The 17,156-nt window shown below is 50.5% G+C and carries 15 protein-coding genes, 1 tRNA gene and 1 other RNA gene; 13 read left to right on the top strand and 4 right to left on the bottom strand.

Features of this window, described 5'->3' with window-relative positions:
- Position 1 precedes the first annotated feature (1 nt).
- The 9 genes from ACOI06_RS04670 (at position 2) to ACOI06_RS04710 (ending at position 7,192) form a co-directional block, all read left to right on the top strand.
- A tRNA-Arg gene (locus tag ACOI06_RS04670) sits at positions 2 to 77 on the top strand.
- A gap of 34 nt (positions 78 to 111) precedes the next feature.
- Positions 112 to 1,329 carry an MFS transporter gene (locus tag ACOI06_RS04675; protein ID WP_420661354.1) on the top strand — a complete coding sequence of 406 codons (1,218 nt, stop codon included), beginning with the start codon at positions 112 to 114 and terminating at the stop codon, positions 1,327 to 1,329.
- Between the two features lie 43 nt (positions 1,330 to 1,372).
- Positions 1,373 to 1,546, top strand: a complete 174-nt coding sequence (locus ACOI06_RS04680) for a hypothetical protein (RefSeq protein WP_420661355.1) — start codon at positions 1,373 to 1,375, stop codon at positions 1,544 to 1,546.
- A gap of 33 nt (positions 1,547 to 1,579) precedes the next feature.
- Positions 1,580 to 1,677: signal recognition particle sRNA small type (ffs, locus tag ACOI06_RS04685), an RNA gene on the top strand.
- 31 nt (positions 1,678 to 1,708) lie between these two features.
- Positions 1,709 to 3,829 (top strand): DNA polymerase III subunit gamma/tau, encoded by a 2,121-nt coding sequence (dnaX, locus tag ACOI06_RS04690; RefSeq protein ID WP_420661356.1) that lies wholly within the window; start codon positions 1,709 to 1,711, stop codon positions 3,827 to 3,829.
- A 73-nt stretch (positions 3,830 to 3,902) separates the two neighbouring features.
- Entirely contained in the window at positions 3,903 to 4,229 is a 327-nt protein-coding gene (locus ACOI06_RS04695; RefSeq protein WP_420661357.1) for a YbaB/EbfC family nucleoid-associated protein, read from the top strand.
- A 1-nt stretch (position 4,230) separates the two neighbouring features.
- The gene (gene recR / locus ACOI06_RS04700; RefSeq protein WP_420661358.1) at positions 4,231 to 4,839 is read left to right on the top strand and encodes a recombination mediator RecR; all 609 of its coding nucleotides are present in this window, start codon (positions 4,231 to 4,233) and stop codon (positions 4,837 to 4,839) included.
- Positions 4,840 to 4,899: 60 nt separating this feature from the next.
- A complete protein-coding gene (locus ACOI06_RS04705; RefSeq protein ID WP_420661359.1) occupies positions 4,900 to 6,378 on the top strand; it encodes a DASS family sodium-coupled anion symporter in 1,479 nt (492 codons plus the stop codon).
- A 43-nt stretch (positions 6,379 to 6,421) separates the two neighbouring features.
- Complete coding sequence (locus tag ACOI06_RS04710) at positions 6,422 to 7,192, top strand: SDR family NAD(P)-dependent oxidoreductase (protein ID WP_420661360.1); 771 nt, start codon at positions 6,422 to 6,424, stop codon at positions 7,190 to 7,192.
- Positions 7,193 to 7,332: 140 nt separating this feature from the next.
- On the opposite strand, the gene tal is transcribed toward ACOI06_RS04710, so the two are convergent.
- Entirely contained in the window at positions 7,333 to 8,283 is a 951-nt protein-coding gene (tal, locus tag ACOI06_RS04715; protein ID WP_420661361.1) for a transaldolase, read from the bottom strand.
- Between the two features lie 48 nt (positions 8,284 to 8,331).
- Between tal and carA the strand changes: the two genes are divergently transcribed.
- Together carA and carB are read left to right on the top strand one after the other, a co-directional pair.
- Positions 8,332 to 9,495 carry a glutamine-hydrolyzing carbamoyl-phosphate synthase small subunit gene (carA, locus tag ACOI06_RS04720; protein WP_420661362.1) on the top strand — a complete coding sequence of 388 codons (1,164 nt, stop codon included), beginning with the start codon at positions 8,332 to 8,334 and terminating at the stop codon, positions 9,493 to 9,495.
- A gap of 7 nt (positions 9,496 to 9,502) precedes the next feature.
- Complete coding sequence (gene carB / locus ACOI06_RS04725) at positions 9,503 to 12,748, top strand: carbamoyl-phosphate synthase large subunit (protein WP_420661363.1); 3,246 nt, start codon at positions 9,503 to 9,505, stop codon at positions 12,746 to 12,748.
- Between the two features lie 137 nt (positions 12,749 to 12,885).
- On the opposite strand, the gene ACOI06_RS04730 is transcribed toward carB, so the two are convergent.
- Both ACOI06_RS04730 and ACOI06_RS04735 read right to left on the bottom strand, forming a co-directional pair.
- Positions 12,886 to 13,542 (bottom strand): histidine phosphatase family protein, encoded by a 657-nt coding sequence (locus tag ACOI06_RS04730; protein WP_420661364.1) that lies wholly within the window; start codon positions 13,540 to 13,542, stop codon positions 12,886 to 12,888.
- A gap of 36 nt (positions 13,543 to 13,578) precedes the next feature.
- Entirely contained in the window at positions 13,579 to 14,352 is a 774-nt protein-coding gene (locus ACOI06_RS04735; RefSeq protein WP_420661365.1) for a ferredoxin--NADP reductase, read from the bottom strand.
- A 717-nt stretch (positions 14,353 to 15,069) separates the two neighbouring features.
- Between ACOI06_RS04735 and greA the strand changes: the two genes are divergently transcribed.
- Positions 15,070 to 15,546: a transcription elongation factor GreA gene (gene greA / locus ACOI06_RS04740; protein ID WP_420661366.1), complete on the top strand. Its 477-nt coding sequence runs from the start codon at positions 15,070 to 15,072 to the stop codon at positions 15,544 to 15,546.
- A 132-nt stretch (positions 15,547 to 15,678) separates the two neighbouring features.
- Here the strand turns inward: greA and ACOI06_RS04745 are convergent, their stop codons facing one another.
- Positions 15,679 to 16,236 carry a YhbY family RNA-binding protein gene (locus ACOI06_RS04745; RefSeq protein WP_420661367.1) on the bottom strand — a complete coding sequence of 186 codons (558 nt, stop codon included), beginning with the start codon at positions 16,234 to 16,236 and terminating at the stop codon, positions 15,679 to 15,681.
- A gap of 77 nt (positions 16,237 to 16,313) precedes the next feature.
- Between ACOI06_RS04745 and ACOI06_RS04750 the strand changes: the two genes are divergently transcribed.
- The gene (locus tag ACOI06_RS04750; protein ID WP_420661368.1) at positions 16,314 to 16,955 is read left to right on the top strand and encodes an RlmE family RNA methyltransferase; all 642 of its coding nucleotides are present in this window, start codon (positions 16,314 to 16,316) and stop codon (positions 16,953 to 16,955) included.
- The last annotated feature ends 201 nt before the right edge of the window (positions 16,956 to 17,156 follow it).

A 17,156-nucleotide genomic window follows, 5' to 3' on the forward strand; every position in this document is an offset into this window, starting at 1 on the left:
TGCCGCCGTAACTCAGTGGATAGAGTACCTTCCTCCTAAGAAGGGAGCCGCACGTTCGATTCGTGCCGGCGGCGCCACCGTGGTTACCACCACGTACTCAGGTTTGATTTCATGTCTTCTACGCGTCAGTCGACGGCTGATTATCAGTTGTCGCCCATTCTGGTTGGAACACTCATTGTGCTGCTTGCAATGGGTGTGCGCGCCACATTTGGTCTCTTCATGCAGCCCATGGGGCTTGCCAATGGTTGGTCTCGTGAAGTGTTCTCGATGGCTTTTGCGATCCAGAACTTGGTGTGGGGGATGGCTGCGATTGGTGCAGGCATGATGGCGGACAAGCTGGGCTCAGGACGCACTGTGGCACTTGCCGTGTTCTTTTATGCCGTGGGTTTGATTGGGATGCGATTTGCTGAATCGGAAATGTCGCTCTATCTCACAGCGGGTTTGTTGATTGGATTGGGACAGGCTGGTTCGACCTTTGCAGTGATTTTGCCTGTGGTTGCACGGTCGGTGTCACCTAGCCAGCGCAGTACCGTCATGGGCATTGTGAGTGCTGGGGGCTCGTTGGGTCAGTTTTTGGTGGTGCCCACAGGGCAAATCCTGATCGATACCTTTGAGTGGTCGGGTGCATTCTGGTGGTTATCAATGTTTTTGGCGGTGACTCTGCCATTGGTGTGGTTTCTGCGGGGTAAACACTCCGGCTCAGGTGGTATAGAACAAACGCTAGGTCAGGCGATTAAGCAAGCATTGCGCGATCCGAGCTTTCATTTTTTGTTCTGGAGTTACTTCGTCTGTGGTTTTCATACCGCATTTATTACTCTGCACTTGCCGGCCTTTATTGTGGATGGCGGTTTGAATGCCTCAACAGGGGCGATGGCGATCGGCATGATTGGACTGTGTAATGTGTTTGGCTCCTACGCAGCGGGTCGCTTGGGGGGCATTTACAGTAAGAAAAACCTCTTGGCCGGTATTTATGCATTGCGCACGTTTGGCATTCTTTGGCTGATTATGATGCCGCTTAGCCCATGGGTTGTGTATGTGTTTGCGGGGTGGATGGGCTTATTCTGGCTGGGTACTGTACCTCTGACGCAGGGATTGATTGGTCAGATTTATGGCATGCAGTTTGCAGCGACTTTGTCGGGCATTGTGTTTCTGGGTCACCAGATCGGCAGTTTTATTGGTGTCTGGTTCGGTGGTAAGGTGCAATCAGTGACCGGCAGTTATGACACGGTATGGTGGTTAGCGATGGTGTTATCGGTGGTGGCGGCATTACTTTGCTTGCCAATTAAAGAGCATAGCATTCAACCGTCTACGCGGTTACGCATGGCTTGATGCCAAAATTTTGCTAGGAATGCGCACATTTAAGGGGATTTCAATGACGAATGCGACGAACTCAGAAAGTCAGGTCATTCGCTTATCCAACCGACGTTGGGTGCGCGTTTTAGGGTGGGTGGTCTTGCTCGCAGTCCTAGGGTTGGGCTTACTGGGATACGTCAATCCTAGCCTGAAGATGAACTGGGAAACTCTGGCCACGATGTGTGGCTTTTAGCGCATCCATGACAATCCTGTTAGAATGTGCAGCGGCGGGCCCCTTCGCATGGCTCAGCGGTGAATCTGGTCAGGTCGGGAACGAAGCAGCCACAGCCGTGCCGAGACAGTGCCGAAGTCAGGCTCGCCATTTTTGTAGTCATCGACCCAGTTGAAAGGCGCTATGAGCTATCTGGTACTTGCCCGCAAGTGGCGTCCAAGAGATTTTGATAGTCTAGTAGGGCAAGATCACGTTGTCCGTGCTCTGAGTCATGCCCTAACGACACAACGTTTACACCATGCCTGGCTTTTCACAGGCACTCGCGGTGTAGGCAAAACAACACTTTCACGCATTCTGGCAAAGTCATTGAACTGCGAGACGGGTATTACTGCCCATCCGTGTGGACAGTGCGCTGCGTGTCAACAAATCGATGAAGGTCGGTTTGTGGATTATGTGGAGCTTGATGCGGCGTCCAACCGTGGTGTGGACGAGATGACTCAGTTGCTTGAGCAAGCTGTCTACGCACCGAGTGCTGCGCGTTTTAAAGTCTACATGATTGACGAAGTGCACATGTTAACGGGGCACGCGTTTAACGCCATGCTTAAAACGCTGGAAGAACCACCTGCGCACGTCAAGTTCATTCTGGCCACGACCGATCCGCAAAAAATTCCTGCCACGGTGTTAAGCCGATGTTTGCAGTTCAATCTCAAGCCGATGGTGGCTCAGGATATTGCGGGATACTTGAATACTGTACTGACCGCTGAAAACGTCGCATTCGAAGAGCCCGCTTTACGTTTAATTGGCCAAGCAGCTTCAGGCTCTATGCGGGATGCCTTGTCGTTAACCGACCAAGCCATTGCCTATACGTCGGCTGATCTTAGCGTCGCCACCGTGCGTGAGATGTTGGGCACGGTGGACCAAGGTCATTTGGTTCAGTTGTTAGATTCGCTCGCCCAAGGCGATGCCAATGCGGTTGTGCAAACGGTTCAAACGATTGTGGATCTGGGCTTGTCTTTGCGTCAGGCGTTGTCTGATTTAGCGATTCTGCTGTCCAAACTGGCTTTGTTACAACGCACAGGCGTGTGCGAGCTAGAAGACCCACTGTTATTGCCTCGCATGCAAGTGCTTGCTGAGCATATGCCCAGCGATCTAGTGCAATTGTTTTATACCGTTGCCGTTCACAGTCGTGAAGAAATGACCTTGGCACCTGATGAGCATGCCGGATTTTTAATGATTTGTTTGCGCATGCTCGGATTTGTGGAATCAGCCACGACCGAGGTGCAAAAAAAAACACTACAAGATCTGAAAGCAGCCTCTGACGAAGTAATCAAAAATACAGCATCGCCAGATGTCAACGCAGAGACCAACGCGGCTACTGATACGACATCAAAGGCAGGCTCAAGCGCAGATTTTAAAAAAGATTCGCCTATTGATTCTCAAGTAGACTCAGAAGTAAGTGGTCAGTTAGCGTCGGCGTCTGAAGAAAAGCTTGTGGAATCTCCAAAACCGCAATCAGAGTCGAAGCCGGAGTCGGAATCAGCGACGCACACAGAACCTACGCATGCGCAAGCGCCTGAGCCGCAACCTGAACCCGAAGTCGCCCCAGCCCCAAAGCCCGTTGAGCCAGTGAGCGCGCAAGTCGATGCGCCGACGACATCGTCGCAAGACAGCCATGTTGAGCCGATACAGACGACCGCTGCGGCTGAGCAACCAATACAGGCTAAAGCGCCAGAGAAAGAGGCTGAGGCGATTGAGGATCCAATTCCTGAACCAGAAGTTGCAGTTGAAGTAGAGTCGGTGTCAGAACCAGAACATGAGTTGGAACTCGAGCCCGAGCCAGAAGCTGTCGCCGAACCTGATACTTCGCAAGACGTGAGTCACGATGTGTCGGCTGCGTCTATATCGGCTGAATCGTCTGCGCAGTTACAAGCGATCGCGGATGATTGGGCGGTATTTGTCGAAACGCTCCCCGTAGAAGGGTTGAGTCGTGAGTTGGCAATGCAGTCTGTGTGTACAGGGGTGCATGGCAATCACTTGAATCTGTTGGTGCAAACAGGTGCGTTAGCACGTGGCGCGCATGTCAAACGTTTGCAGACCATCATTCGTGAGGCGACAGGTCTGACTGTGACGCTCAAAGTCACAATAGGTGAGTTTGGCGATGCGAAATCTGCTCAACAGCTTGCGCAGATCGCCTATGAGGCGCGGGTTGAAAAAGCCAGAGAACAATTACAGAATGATCCATTTGTGAAAGCGCTGGTTCAGGAGTTTGATGCGCAAATGATTGCAGACTCTGTGCGACCTTGAACCTGTCGAGAGCGTCTAGGTGGATCGAGTTTTTGTATCATTAATCTTTAATCGTAAGTAAGGAATCAATGTCATGATGAAAGGACAAATGGCGGGACTGATGCGTCAGGCCCAGCAGATGCAGGAAAACATGAAAAAAGCCCAGGAAGCTCTGGCGGAAATCACGGTGGAAGGTGTTGCCGGTGGTGGTCTGGTTAAGGTCACCATGTCATGTCGTCACGATGTGCGTCGTGTCGAAATTGATCCCAGCCTTCTGGATGATGACAAAGACATGTTGGAAGATCTGGTTGGGGCTGCATTTAACGATGCGTTGCGTAAAGCAGAAACCACTTCTCAAGAAAAAATGTCGGCTGTGACCGCTGGCTTGCCATTGCCTCCCGGCATGAAGTTGCCATTCTGATATGAGTGCTTCGCAGTCAGAGCCACAGGCGCTGACAGATTTATTGCGGGCGTTGCGTACGTTACCAGGGGTCGGCGTGCGCACAGCCAAACGGATGGCTTATCAACTGCTGCAACATGATCGTCAGGGTGCGGCGGATTTGGTGCGCGCTTTAGAGAAAGCACTCAATGAACTGATGCATTGCGAGCGGTGTAACGGATTTTCTCAAACGCCCGTATGCCCAGTTTGTGAGGACACGCGGCGCGATACCAGTGTGTTGTGTGTTGTGGAAACGCCTGCAGACCTTGATGCGGTGGAAGCTTCGGGACATTATCAGGGTTTGTATTATGTTTTAATGGGACGGATCGCACCCCTTGATGGATTGGGTGCGCAGGAAATCCAGCTCAAACGCTTGCTGGATCGAGCGCGCAGCGGTGGTGTGAAAGAAGTCATTTTGGCGACTAGCTTTACTGCAGAAGGCGAAACAACGGCCCATTATTTAAGTCAGGCTTTGCAAGCACAAGGGATTACGGTCAGTCGTTTGGCGCGGGGTGTCCCGAGTGGCAGCGAACTGGAGTATGTCGACGCCGGTACAGTGGCGTGGGCAATGCTTGAGAGAAAACTAACCTAATGAGACTCTGCAGGTTAAGCGAATCATGATGTGCTGTTAAAACTGTTTTGGAGTTAATGTATGGCAATGATTAAGCTTGAGCCTGTGCGTGCGGTGCCCACCGCGGTTGCAGTGGGTCTAACGCTATTGATTTGGTTTGTGGTCCCTGTGCCTCAGGGCGTGAGTGAAAATGCTTGGCAGCTTTTAGCGCTGTTTGTGGGCACGATTGCCGCCATTATTGGTAAAGCACTGCCGATTGGCGGTGTGTCGATTGTGGCGATTTCGCTGGTGGCGATTACGGGCGTCACCAACCCGGGTAATCCTAAAGCCGCGCTGGCCGATGCGCTGAGTGGCTTTTCAAATGAACTGATTTGGTTGATCGGAATCTCGATCATGGTTTCTATGAGTCTGAATAAAACAGGCTTAGGGGCTCGAATTGGTTATTTTCTGATTTCATTGTTTGGTAAGCGCACGTTAGGGATTGCCTATGCGTTGGCACTGACCGAGACGGTACTTGCGCCAGTGACACCGAGTAACACTGCGCGAGGTGGCGGGATTATTCACCCCATTATGCGTTCGATTGCCGATAGTTTTAATTCGCATCCCAAGCCAGGATCAACTGAACGCATTGGTCGTTATTTGGCGCTCGTGAACTACAACACGAACCCAATTACTTCAGCCATGTTTATCACGGCAACCGCTCCCAACCCATTAATCGTGACCTTGATTTATCAAGGGACGGATCCGTCGTTCCAACTGACTTGGGCGATGTGGGCGATCGCGGCTTTTGTGCCGGGCATTGTTTCTCTGATTGTGATGCCGATTGTGATTTATTTCATGTATCGCCCTGAAATTCGCCAGACACCGGATGCGCCAGAGTTTGCTAAACGCCAATTGGCCGAGTTGGGTCCATTGTCCACGCCAGAAAAAGTGACCTTAGGTGTCTTCATTCTGCTCCTCGTGATGTGGGCGGGTGTGCCAGCAATGTTGTTTGGTGATGCGTGGTTAATTAACCCAACTGCCGCAGCCTTTGTGGGGATGTCCATTTTGCTGTTGACGGGCGTTTTGAAATGGGATGATGCGCTTGCGAACAAAGGTGCTTGGGACACGGTTGTCTGGTTCTCTGCATTGGTGATGATGGCTGGGTTTTTAGGCAAACTGGGTCTTGTGGCTTGGTTGGCGCAGAGTGTGGAGGTGGGCATTGCCGGTTTTGGGTTGAACTGGGTGATTGGCATGTTGTTGTTGGTGTTAGTGTATGTCTACACGCATTATTTCTTTGCGAGTACGACGGCACATATCACCGCGATGTTTGCCGCATTCTTCGCAGCAGGCATTGCCTTGGGCGCACCACCGATGTTGTTAGGGCTGACATTGGCGTTTTCATCTTCGTTGATGATGTCATTGACTCATTATGGGACAGGGACGGCACCGATTGTGTTTGGTTCGGGTTACACGACACTTGGCGAATGGTGGAAAGTTGGCTTTGTCATGAGTGTGGTGAACCTGGCGATTTGGTTTTTTATCGGTAGTGTTTGGTGGAAAGTGCTGGGCTATTGGTAAGTTGATGTTTAGCGTATCGATGGATATTTAAGGAGACAAATATATGAAAAACTTGATGGATTTGACGGGACGACACATTGTGGTGACCGGCGCTGGCCAAGGGATTGGTCTGTGTGCAGCCACATTGTTAGCCGAATTAGGTGCCAATTTGACGCTGGTTGAAATTGCCGATGAAGGGGCTGAGCTTCTGAGAACACGTTTTCCGGATGCTTTTGTGGCTCAAGGCAGTGTGACCGATCGCGATTTTGTGCAAAAAACGGTTGAAGACGGTGCTGCTCGCTTTGATGGGCTCGATGGCTTACTCAATAACGCGGGCATTATTCGCACTGCCATGATTGAAAAAATGACTATCGAGCAGTGGCAAGCTGTGATTGATGTCAACCTCACCGGTGTCTTTAACTGCCTACAAGCCGTCGGTACGCAAATGATTGCAGAATCCAAAACACGCCAAGATAATCGCCAGCGCGCTATCGTCAACATTGCGTCCGATGCGGGTCGTCGTGGCTCGATTGGGCAAATTAACTACGCGGCAGCCAAATCAGGTGTGCTGGGCATGACGATGACTGCAGCTAAAGAGTGGGGGCGTTACGGAATTCGCACCAACAGCGTGTGCTTTGGGGTGGTTGAGACGGAAATGACTGAAGTGATTCGTAGCGACAAGTTCCGTGACAAATATCTGAGCGCTGTGCCTATGGGTGCCTTCTTGTCACCCGAGCAAGCTGTGCAATCCATTGCCTTCTTGCTGTCATCGGCTTCAGATTTCATCTCGGGCCAGCATTTGTCAGTGAACGGTGGCTCTCATATGGGCTTCTAAGTATTTGCTGTGCTCTGAATCGTGTTGGATTCTTTGATTTGGAGTGCAGTGCAGTGGTTCGTTTTGGAAGTGATTTTGTGCGGCGGACCTGAATAAGGTCACGCCGCACAATTGTTTGAATACCAGCTCAATTGTGTGGCTTAACTTTTCAGCAACGCATCGAGCGCGATGGCGTCTTGGACAAACACGCGAATACCCTCGGCGAGTTTTTCAGTGGCCATGGCATCCTCATTGAGATCAAAGCGGAATGTTTTTTCATCCAATGTGCGCTTTTCAGAGGCGTTCGCAGCGGCGTAGTCGGGGGTTAGGCGCGCGGTTAGATCACCTGTGCCACTGGAGAGTTGATCTAACAGTTCTGGGCTAATGGTGAGCAGATCGCAGCCAGCTAGGGCGAGAATCTGACCTGTGTTTCTAAAACTTGCGCCCATGATCTCAGTCGCAATGCCGTGGTTTTTAAAGTAAGCATAAATTCTTGACACAGATTGCACGCCAGGATCGTTCTCGGCCGCATTGGCGACTTCATCCCAGTTATCACCCGCTGCTTTTTTATACCAATCGTAAATGCGTCCCACAAAAGGTGAGATTAATGTCACGTTGGCTTGTGCTGCGGCAATGGCTTGTGTCAAAGAAAACAACAAAGTGACGTTGCAGGCAATCCCTTCTGCTTCAAGCTGTTTGGCTGCTTGAATGCCTTCCCAGGTGGCGGCGATTTTGATGAGAATGCGTTTGCGCTCGATACCCAGCGATTCATACAGTTTCATAATCTCGCGTGCGCGCTCGACAGTTCCTTGCGTGTCAAACGACAAGCGGGCGTCTACTTCGGTGGATACGCGGCCTGGCACGATCTTCAGAATTTCCTGACCAAAGACGACCAATAAGCGATCTGTGCGTTGTGCAACGCTGAGTCCAGCGTCTTGTAACAGCGAGTGATTGAGTAGATGTTGATAGCCAGGTTGGCGAATGGCTTTGAGAATTAATGAGGGATTTGTGGTTGCATCTGTGGGCGTAAAACGCCCCATACTCTCAAAATCACCCGTGTCAGCGACAACGGTACTCAATTGTTTTAGTTGATTTAGCAAATTTTTGTTCATGGGCGGTTATACTTGCAAGGTTTAAATTAAAGAGTTCGAAGCCGGGTCATGAGCGTGTTGTCATCCATTTTCCCCGGGGACGCTAGCAAGCGTTCTCCAGCCATTCTAGCTTTGGCGGACGGAACTGTTTTTAGGGGCCATTCAATTGGCGCCGAAGGACATGTCGTCGCCGAAGTCGTTTTTAACACAGCTATGACAGGGTATCAGGAAGTCCTGACCGACCCAAGCTACTGCGGTCAGATTGTGACATTCACGTATCCGCATATAGGCAATACAGGCATTAATCCAGAAGATATGGAGTCTGACAAGGCTCATGTCGCAGGGCTGGTTGTGCGTGATTGCGCTTTGCGGGTCTCTAACTTCCGATCTACAGAGAGCCTCACAGATTATTTGACCGCACAAAATATCGTGGCGATTGCAGGCGTGGATACCCGAGAGTTGACTCGAATCATCCGTGAGAAAGGTTCACAGGGCGCGTGTATTCTGGTCGGTGATGATGCAGATAAAGCGATTTCACTCGCACAATCGTTTGCCGGCATGTCGGGTCAAGATCTCGCTAAAACGGTGAGCACGACGGAGACTGCAAACTGGTCTGAGTCTGTCTGGCAACTGGGTCAAGGTTATGGACAAGGACGTGCGGATGGCCCGCATGTGGTGGTCTATGACTTTGGCGTCAAGCGCAATGTGTTACGTCTGTTGGCAGAGCGCGGCTGTCGCGTGACCGTGGTGCCTGCACAAACGCCTGCGCAAACGGTTCTGGATATGGCGCCTGATGGTGTGTTGCTGTCAAACGGCCCAGGTGACCCAGCTCCGCTTGACTACGCAGTGAGCGCAGTGCAGACGTTGCTTGAGAAGTGCATCCCGATTTTTGGAATTTGCATGGGCCATCAAGTACTGGGTTTAGCCATTGGTGCACAAACACTCGAAATGCCCGTGGGTCACCATGGATCCAACCATCCTGTGCGTGATGAGGCGACAGGACGTGTTTACATCACAGGTCAGAATCATGAGTTCGCTGTGGATGCACAGTCGTTGCCAGACAATGCCCGTGTGACGCATGTTTCTCTGTTCGATGGTTCGCTGCAAGGCTTTGAACTGACAGATCGACCAGCTTTCAGCTTTCAGGGACACCCAGAGGGCAATCCCGGCCCTAGCGACATTGCGATTTTGTTTGACAGGTTCATGGACCTGATCGCCAATCCGACCAAATAAAGACATCATGCCAAAACGTACTGACATCAAAAGCATTCTAATTATCGGCGCCGGTCCTATCGTGATCGGTCAGGCTTGTGAGTTTGACTACTCTGGTGCACAGGCTTGTAAAGCCTTAAAGCAAGAAGGGTATCGCACGATTTTAGTGAACAGCAACCCAGCGACGATCATGACTGATCCGGAAACTGCGGATGTGACCTACATCGAGCCTGTGACTTGGCAAGCTGTTGAAAAAATTATTGAGCGTGAGCGTCCTGACGCATTGCTCCCCACGATGGGTGGGCAGACCGCACTGAACTGTGCGCTGGATCTGGCAAAGCACGGTGTGCTTGAGCGCTATGGCGTTGAAATGATTGGTGCCAATGCAGCTGCCATTGAAAAAGCCGAAGACCGACAGTTGTTTAAGGCGGCCATGAATGAGATTGGCCTGGAATCAGCCAAATCAGGCATTGCGCATACGCTCGAAGAAGCTTGGGAAGTACAACGACGCATCGGTGAAGAAACGGGCACGTCTGGATTCCCAATGGTCATCCGTCCAAGCTTTACGCTGGGTGGGACGGGGGGCGGGATTGCGTATAACGCTGAAGAGTTCGAAACAATTTGTCGTCGAGGTTTAGAAGCCTCGCCCACAAACGAATTGCTGATTGAAGAGTCGTTGCTGGGCTGGAAAGAGTTTGAAATGGAAGTTGTGCGCGATTGCGCAGACAACTGCATTATCGTGTGCTCCATTGAGAACCTAGATCCCATGGGCGTGCATACAGGTGACTCGATTACGGTGGCTCCTGCGCAGACCCTGACTGACAAAGAATATCAAATCATGCGCGAGGCCTCTTTGGCCGTGTTGCGTGAGATTGGCGTGGATACGGGTGGTTCTAACGTTCAGTTTGCCATCAATCCGGACAATGGACGCATGATTGTGATCGAAATGAACCCGCGTGTATCCCGTTCGTCGGCACTGGCATCTAAAGCGACAGGTTTCCCAATCGCGAAGATCGCAGCTCGACTGGCCGTGGGTTATACGCTGGATGAACTGCGCAATGAAATTACCGGTGGTGCCACACCCGCTTCGTTTGAGCCCACGATAGATTACGTGGTCACCAAAGTGCCTCGTTTTGCGTTTGAGAAGTTCCCGCAAGCCGACTCACGTCTCACGACTCAAATGAAGTCTGTGGGTGAGGTCATGGCAATCGGCAGAACGTTCCAAGAGTCCTTGCAAAAGGCGTTTCGAGGCCTAGAAGTGGGCGTTGATGGTCTGAACCAAAAAACCACCGATCGTCAGGTGATTGAGGTTGAGTTGGCTGAGCCGGGTCCTGAACGAATTTGGTATGTGGGTGATGCGTTTGCTCAAGGATTCACATTAGAAGAAGTGCATCAGCTGACACGCATTGATCCTTGGTTCCTCGCACAGATCAAAGAAATTGTTGATATCGAGCTGGCCCTTGAGCAGCATACGTTGTCCGATCTGGATCGTGATGCCATGTGGGCATTAAAGCGCCGGGGTTTCTCAGATCGTCGTCTGGCGTTTTTACTGGACACGACTGAAACAGAAATTCGCAAGGTTCGTCATCAGTTCAATGTGCGTCCCGTCTACAAGCGGGTGGATACATGTGCGGCTGAGTTTGCAACCAGCACCGCGTATTTGTACTCAACGTATGAAGAAGCGTGTGAGGCACTGCCGACGGATCGTAAAAAAATCATTGTACTAGGTGGTGGTCCCAACCGCATCGGTCAAGGGATTGAGTTTGATTATTGCTGCGTGCATGCCGCGCTGGCGTTGCGGGAAGATGGTTACGAAACCATCATGGTGAACTGCAACCCCGAAACAGTTTCAACCGACTACGACACATCGGATCGTTTGTACTTTGAGTCCTTGACGCTTGAAGACGTTCTGGAGATTGTGCATCTAGAAAAACCGGTTGGCATGATCGTGCAATACGGTGGCCAAACACCCCTGAAACTTGCCCGTGATCTGGAAGCCAACGGTGTGCCCATTATTGGTACAAGCCCCGATTCGATTGATGTGGCAGAAGACCGTGAGCGCTTCCAAAAACTGTTGAATAAGCTGGGTCTGCGCCAGCCTGCAAACCGGACAGCTAGAACTGAGGCACAGGCTTTGGCCCATGCACAAGAAATTGGCTATCCACTGGTTGTGCGGCCTAGCTATGTGCTAGGGGGACGTGCCATGGAAATCGTCCATGAGCAAACAGAGCTTGAGCGTTACATGCGTGAAGCTGTCAAGGTGAGCAATGATTCGCCTGTTTTGCTGGATCGCTTCTTGAATGATGCGATTGAAGTGGACGTGGATTGTTTGTCGGATGGACAAACGGTCTTTATTGGCGGTGTGATGGAGCATATTGAGCAGGCAGGGGTGCACTCAGGTGACTCGGCATGTTGCTTGCCACCCTATTCGCTCAGCCAAGAGATTGTGGAAGAAATTAAGCGTCAAACGGCGTTGATGGCGCGCGCACTGAATGTGAACGGTTTGATGAATGTGCAGTTTGCAGTGCAAAATGGTGATGTCTACGTGCTTGAGGTCAATCCTCGTGCATCGCGCACCGTGCCATTTGTATCCAAAGCCACAGGTCTGCAATTAGCCAAAATTGCAGCGCGCGCGATGGCCGGACAATCGTTTGAGAGCCAAGGCATTCAGCAGGAAGTAGTACCAAACTATTTCAGCGTAAAAGAAGCCGTGTTCCCATTTGTGAAGTTCCCGGGTGTAGATACCATTCTTGGTCCTGAAATGAAGTCCACCGGTGAAGTGATGGGCGTAGGCCTAACATTTGGTGAAGCATTTGTGAAGTCACAACTGGGTGCTAGCACTAAATTGCCGGAATCAGGCACAGCGTTTATCAGCGTAAAAGACCAAGATAAGGCCAAAGCGATTGAAGTTGCTCAGGGCTTACATAGCTTGGGATTCAAACTAATTGCCACACGTGGTACAGCTGCGGCAATTGAGAGTGCTGGTGTGCCGGTGACCCGAGTCAATAAAGTGACTGAAGGTCGTCCGCATGTGGTGGATTTGCTCAAAAACAACGACATTGATCTGGTGATTAACACGGTCGAAGAGCGTCGCAATGCGATCGCAGACTCCAGAGCAATTCGCACGCAAGCGTTATTGGCCAGTGTGACGTATTTCACGACGATTTCAGGGGCACGGGCGGCAGTTGAAGGCATGCTGTACATGCGCCAGAGTCAAGGCTTACAAGTCTATTCGCTGCAAAGTTTGCATGAGCAGCTGATGGACGCGAGCTAAATCGAAGTCTGAATCACAGAGCTGATTGCAAAAAGGGCTGTCGTGAGACAGCCCTTTTTAAATGAAATGAAGAGTTGGTGAATGATCGTCGCTTAGTAGTTAAGCGTTAAAAGGTTAGCGAGTGATCAACAGTTAGGTTATGCCCGTATATCGTTGTGGGAAGACGTCTTTAAGTGATCGATATTGCCCCACTCAATGAGACTCCACTCACTGGTGTTTGGGTCAATCTGAATTCGATTGATACTGGCGTTGAGTAAAATGGCGCGTTGTGGATTCTCAAGGGCTACGCCACTCGCTTGGCGCCAGATAATGTCCATAGCACCCCCGTGCGTGACGACGGCTAAGCGTTCAGATGGATGCTTGCGAGCCAGTTCGTTGAGCGCATGGACAATGCGAGTCTGAAACTCTCGCAAGGTTTCAGCGCCTTCAATGACTGCGTCGGGATCTCGGTCATGCCAGATCTTCGCTTCGCGCGGCGCACGCGTTTTGAGCTCATCAAAAGGCAAACCTTCAAGCATGCCGTAACGTCTTTCGCGCACACCTGAGTGAAGGGCGACGTCCATTTTGAGCGCTTGCCCCAGTTGTTCTGCAGTCTGGACAGCCCGCTTTAGATCGCTGCTATAAAGTGCATCAATGGCAAGCGCGGAATCTTCTTGATTTGAAGCCAGAAAAGCGGCTAGTTCAGCCGCTTGTGCCTGTCCGTGCTCATTGAGCTCGATATCTGTCCAGCCCTGTACCCAGCGCTTGACGTTCCAGGGCGTTTGCCCGTGTCGAATAATCAGTATTTCAGTCATGGCGCCTATTGTAGGCGAATGGCTGACGTGTCGGAACTATTGATCCACAAAAGCGCGTTCAATCACAAAGTCGCCGGGTGTGGAGGTATTACCTTCTTTGAATCCACGTGCTTCCAAAAGGGATTTCAAATCACGCAACATGTTCGGACTTCCGCAAATCATGGCACGATCAACGGCTGGATCAAACTCTGGCAGTTCCAAATCTTTAAACATCTTGCCGCTTTCAATCAATTCCGTAATGCGGCCTTGTGTATGGAAGGGCTCACGGGTGACGGTTGGGTAATAGCGCAAGTGTTGTGACACCATTTCACCCAGGTATTCATGTTTAGGAAGTTCTTGCGTTAGGTAATCGTGATAGGCGAGTTCAGCCACTTCACGCACACCATGCACGAGAATGACAGTTTCATACTTCTCATACGTTTCAGGGTCACGGATCACGCTTAAAAATGGTGCCAATCCGGTTCCGGACGACAAGAGGTAGAGACGACGTCCAGGCAACAAGTAATCAATCAGCAGTGTGCCTGTGGGCTTGCGACCCACAATGATTTCATCGCCTGGCTGAATGTGTTGCAGACGCGAGGTGAGCGGGCCGTCTTGGACTTTAATGCTCAGAAACTCGAGGTGTTCTTCGTAGTTTGCGCTGACGATACTGTAAGCACGTAAAAGTGGTTTGCCTTCAACACGTAAACCGATCATGGTGAAGTGACCGTTGCTGAAGCGCAGAGACGGGTCACGCGTGGTCGTAAAAGAAAAGAGTTTGTCGGTCCAGTGGTGTACGGTTAGAACTTTTTCGTTGTTAAAGGCACTCATTCGCTATCCATCATGTTTTTGGGCAGGTATGTCGACACAATCTGTGCGCATACCGTTTGGTTCATTTGCTTATATTATCGCCCTTGATTGTAAAAGATGCTGACTTCACATCTATATCCTGAGGGCTATCATCACCCGAAAAGGCCTTATGTGGTTAAAAGTACCCGAACAGATGATTGATAATAATCAAGAGGCGGTGCTGTTATGTAATGAGGTTTTGTGCGTTTCTGGCAGGCATACGCAAAATCGAATGAAATCTAGCTTGATGCGTCGTATAGTGGGTTGGGCGAATAGTAATCTGCTGGACGCTTCTGTAGGAAAGAAGAATTTAGTTTGGTTGTAAGGCTAAATTCAGGCTGCGCTGACGAAGAGTCTGGATTTTATTGTGGGAATGGAGTACCATTTTCACATCAGCATCTTGATATCAATCGTTTTAACAACAACTTGTTGATAGTGGACTGGTTTACAAAATCAGTGGCACGATTGATGATGAAAATGAATCAGACAACGCTGGCCGACGCTCTGCAATAGATGCAGTGTATGTCCGCTAAACAGTTGTTGTGTTGCTGAATAACGTATGAAGAATAGTTAAATTAACTTAGTCGTCATTTTATAAAACATGGTCGACAGGTGTTTCTATTTTAGAAATGACTTGTCAGACGCATTAGCCCCGGTACATTCGGTCCCGGGGTTTTATTTTGGATTGTAGGATTTGTCATGTCAGGCTTACCTATTACTGTCGCTGGCGCAGAGCGACTGCGCGAAGAACTGCAACGCCTTAAACAAGTTGAGCGTCCCGCTGTGATTGATGCCATTGCTCAGGCTCGTGGGCATGGTGATTTGTCAGAAAATGCGGAATACGATGCAGCGCGTGAGCGTCAGGCTTTTGTTGAAGGCCGAATTGCCGAACTGGATCACGCTTTGTCACATGCGCGTGTGATCGATCCAACCGAGCTCGACTCCGGTGGATTGATCGTGTTTGGCGCGACCGTTGAGATTGAAGATCTGGATACCGAAGAGAAGGTGACCTACCAGATCGTGGGTGATATTGAAGCGGATATCCGTCAGAACCGCATCTCTGTGTCAAGCCCAGTTGCGCGTGCTTTGATTGGGCGCACAGAGGGTGATGTGGTGGAAGTCAACACACCGGCTGGACCCAAAGAATATGAAATCGTTGCTTTGCGCTACGAGTAAATGTGAGCCCGTGCCCAGAGTGCACGGATTCACTCGGGCCTACCTATAAACTGTGTTGCAACTAAAAGGCCGCTGCCAGACCCATATAGAGTCCGCAGCGGCCTTTCAGTCTTTTGATCTGGTTGTGGACGTTCAGTCTTTGTGTGAGCGACGGATACCTGCGCGCAAGCTAAATGCACTTTTGTGGCCACTGCGGGCTGAAGACTTTCTGGCAGAGCCTTGGGCTGATTTTTTACCTAAGCCACGGCGTAAACCACGAGCTTCCCCCTTACCGATTGAGCCTTCACGGCGACGTTTGCGCAAGGGTTTGTCTAAAACGATACCTTGGGCAGCCAGCTTTTTAGGGGTATGTGGGAAACTATCGCGTCTTGAAGGCGTGACAATCGGCTGTAAATCCTCTTCGGATTCCAGAAAAAACTGTCGCTCTTGACCCGAACGGTATACGATAAGTGTTTTACCGAGATGATGAACGGGCGCACAGCCAAGTGTTTCGCAGATCTGTTCAAGCATCTGGTCGCGCTCGTCACGATCTTGGCCGGCTGCACGGATCTTTATCAGTTCATGGGCAGCAAGTGCAATATCAATTTCACGTAAAACAGGGTCTGTGACACCTTGGTCGCCGATCAGGACGACGGGACGTAAGGCATGCGCTGCAGCGCGCAGTGCCCGACGTTCTTGACTAGATAGCATGGTTGTATTCAAAAATTTCTCGCAAGGGATGCAACGACTCCAAGAGTCGTCGATGATGAATGGAATGATTGTAAGGGATGGCAAAGAAAAAATTTTCAAAGCAATGGGTGAACCAGCACATTAATGATCCCTATGTGCGTCAGGCACAACAGCGTGGTTATCGGGCAAGAGCTGCTTTTAAGCTGATCGAAATCCTCGATCAAGAGAAATTGATGCGCCCTGGTGATGTGGTCGTGGATCTGGGTGCCGCGCCTGGAAGCTGGTCGCAAGTCGCTAGAGAGAGACTATTAGATAAAGAAGGTGAGATCCGCGGACGAATAATCGCCATGGATATGTTGCCCATGGAGCCGATCGCTAACGTCACTTTCTTAGAAGGTGACTTTCGCGAGGATAGTGTGCTGCAAAAATTGGTCGATGAATTAGATGGTCAGCGCGTTGACCTTGTAATTTCAGATATGGCCCCCAACTTAAGTGGGGTCAGTAGTGCGGATTCAGCACGGATTGCCCATGTTTGTGAATTGGCACATGAATTTGCGGTGGCACATTTGAATCCAAATGGTGCGCTATTGATGAAAGCATTTCATGGGAGTGGGTTCTCACAGATTGTCGAAAACCTAAAGCGGGACTTTATAAGAGTGGTGGAGCGCAAGCCGAAAGCCTCCAGAGACAGATCGTCTGAAACCTTTTTGGTGGCGAAAGGTCTTAAACAATCGCAGTAGTTACTTTGTCGGCATTGATGACCACTATTTGAAGCTAAAGTTTGATTGGATTTCCTTAGCTCGTGGTGAGAAAGAATCATACGAATTGAGGGACTTAGACGGTCTGAAGTTTCAAAGCAGGTAGAATGACGAGAATGTAAGCTACAAATAAAACGGAACTGGACATGTGGTGCCAGAACCATGTTGTTGCGCGGGAGATAA

Source organism: Orrella sp. 11846 (assembly GCF_048820935.1).
Classification (GTDB): domain Bacteria; phylum Pseudomonadota; class Gammaproteobacteria; order Burkholderiales; family Burkholderiaceae_B; genus Algicoccus.

Coding starts and splice junctions, on each gene's coding strand:
- carA (WP_420661362.1), top strand. CDS start 8,332: ATGAGCGTGTTGTCATCCATTTTCCCCGGGGACGCTAGCAAGCGTTCT.
- ACOI06_RS04680 (WP_420661355.1), top strand. CDS start 1,373: ATGACGAATGCGACGAACTCAGAAAGTCAGGTCATTCGCTTATCCAAC.
- greA (WP_420661366.1), top strand. CDS start 15,070: ATGTCAGGCTTACCTATTACTGTCGCTGGCGCAGAGCGACTGCGCGAA.
- carB (WP_420661363.1), top strand. CDS start 9,503: ATGCCAAAACGTACTGACATCAAAAGCATTCTAATTATCGGCGCCGGT.
- ACOI06_RS04730 (WP_420661364.1), bottom strand. CDS start 13,542: ATGACTGAAATACTGATTATTCGACACGGGCAAACGCCCTGGAACGTC.
- ACOI06_RS04675 (WP_420661354.1), top strand. CDS start 112: ATGTCTTCTACGCGTCAGTCGACGGCTGATTATCAGTTGTCGCCCATT.
- ACOI06_RS04695 (WP_420661357.1), top strand. CDS start 3,903: ATGATGAAAGGACAAATGGCGGGACTGATGCGTCAGGCCCAGCAGATG.
- ACOI06_RS04745 (WP_420661367.1), bottom strand. CDS start 16,236: ATGCTATCTAGTCAAGAACGTCGGGCACTGCGCGCTGCAGCGCATGCC.
- dnaX (WP_420661356.1), top strand. CDS start 1,709: ATGAGCTATCTGGTACTTGCCCGCAAGTGGCGTCCAAGAGATTTTGAT.
- ACOI06_RS04705 (WP_420661359.1), top strand. CDS start 4,900: ATGGCAATGATTAAGCTTGAGCCTGTGCGTGCGGTGCCCACCGCGGTT.
- tal (WP_420661361.1), bottom strand. CDS start 8,283: ATGAACAAAAATTTGCTAAATCAACTAAAACAATTGAGTACCGTTGTC.
- ACOI06_RS04710 (WP_420661360.1), top strand. CDS start 6,422: ATGAAAAACTTGATGGATTTGACGGGACGACACATTGTGGTGACCGGC.
- ACOI06_RS04750 (WP_420661368.1), top strand. CDS start 16,314: ATGGCAAAGAAAAAATTTTCAAAGCAATGGGTGAACCAGCACATTAAT.
- recR (WP_420661358.1), top strand. CDS start 4,231: ATGAGTGCTTCGCAGTCAGAGCCACAGGCGCTGACAGATTTATTGCGG.
- ACOI06_RS04735 (WP_420661365.1), bottom strand. CDS start 14,352: ATGAGTGCCTTTAACAACGAAAAAGTTCTAACCGTACACCACTGGACC.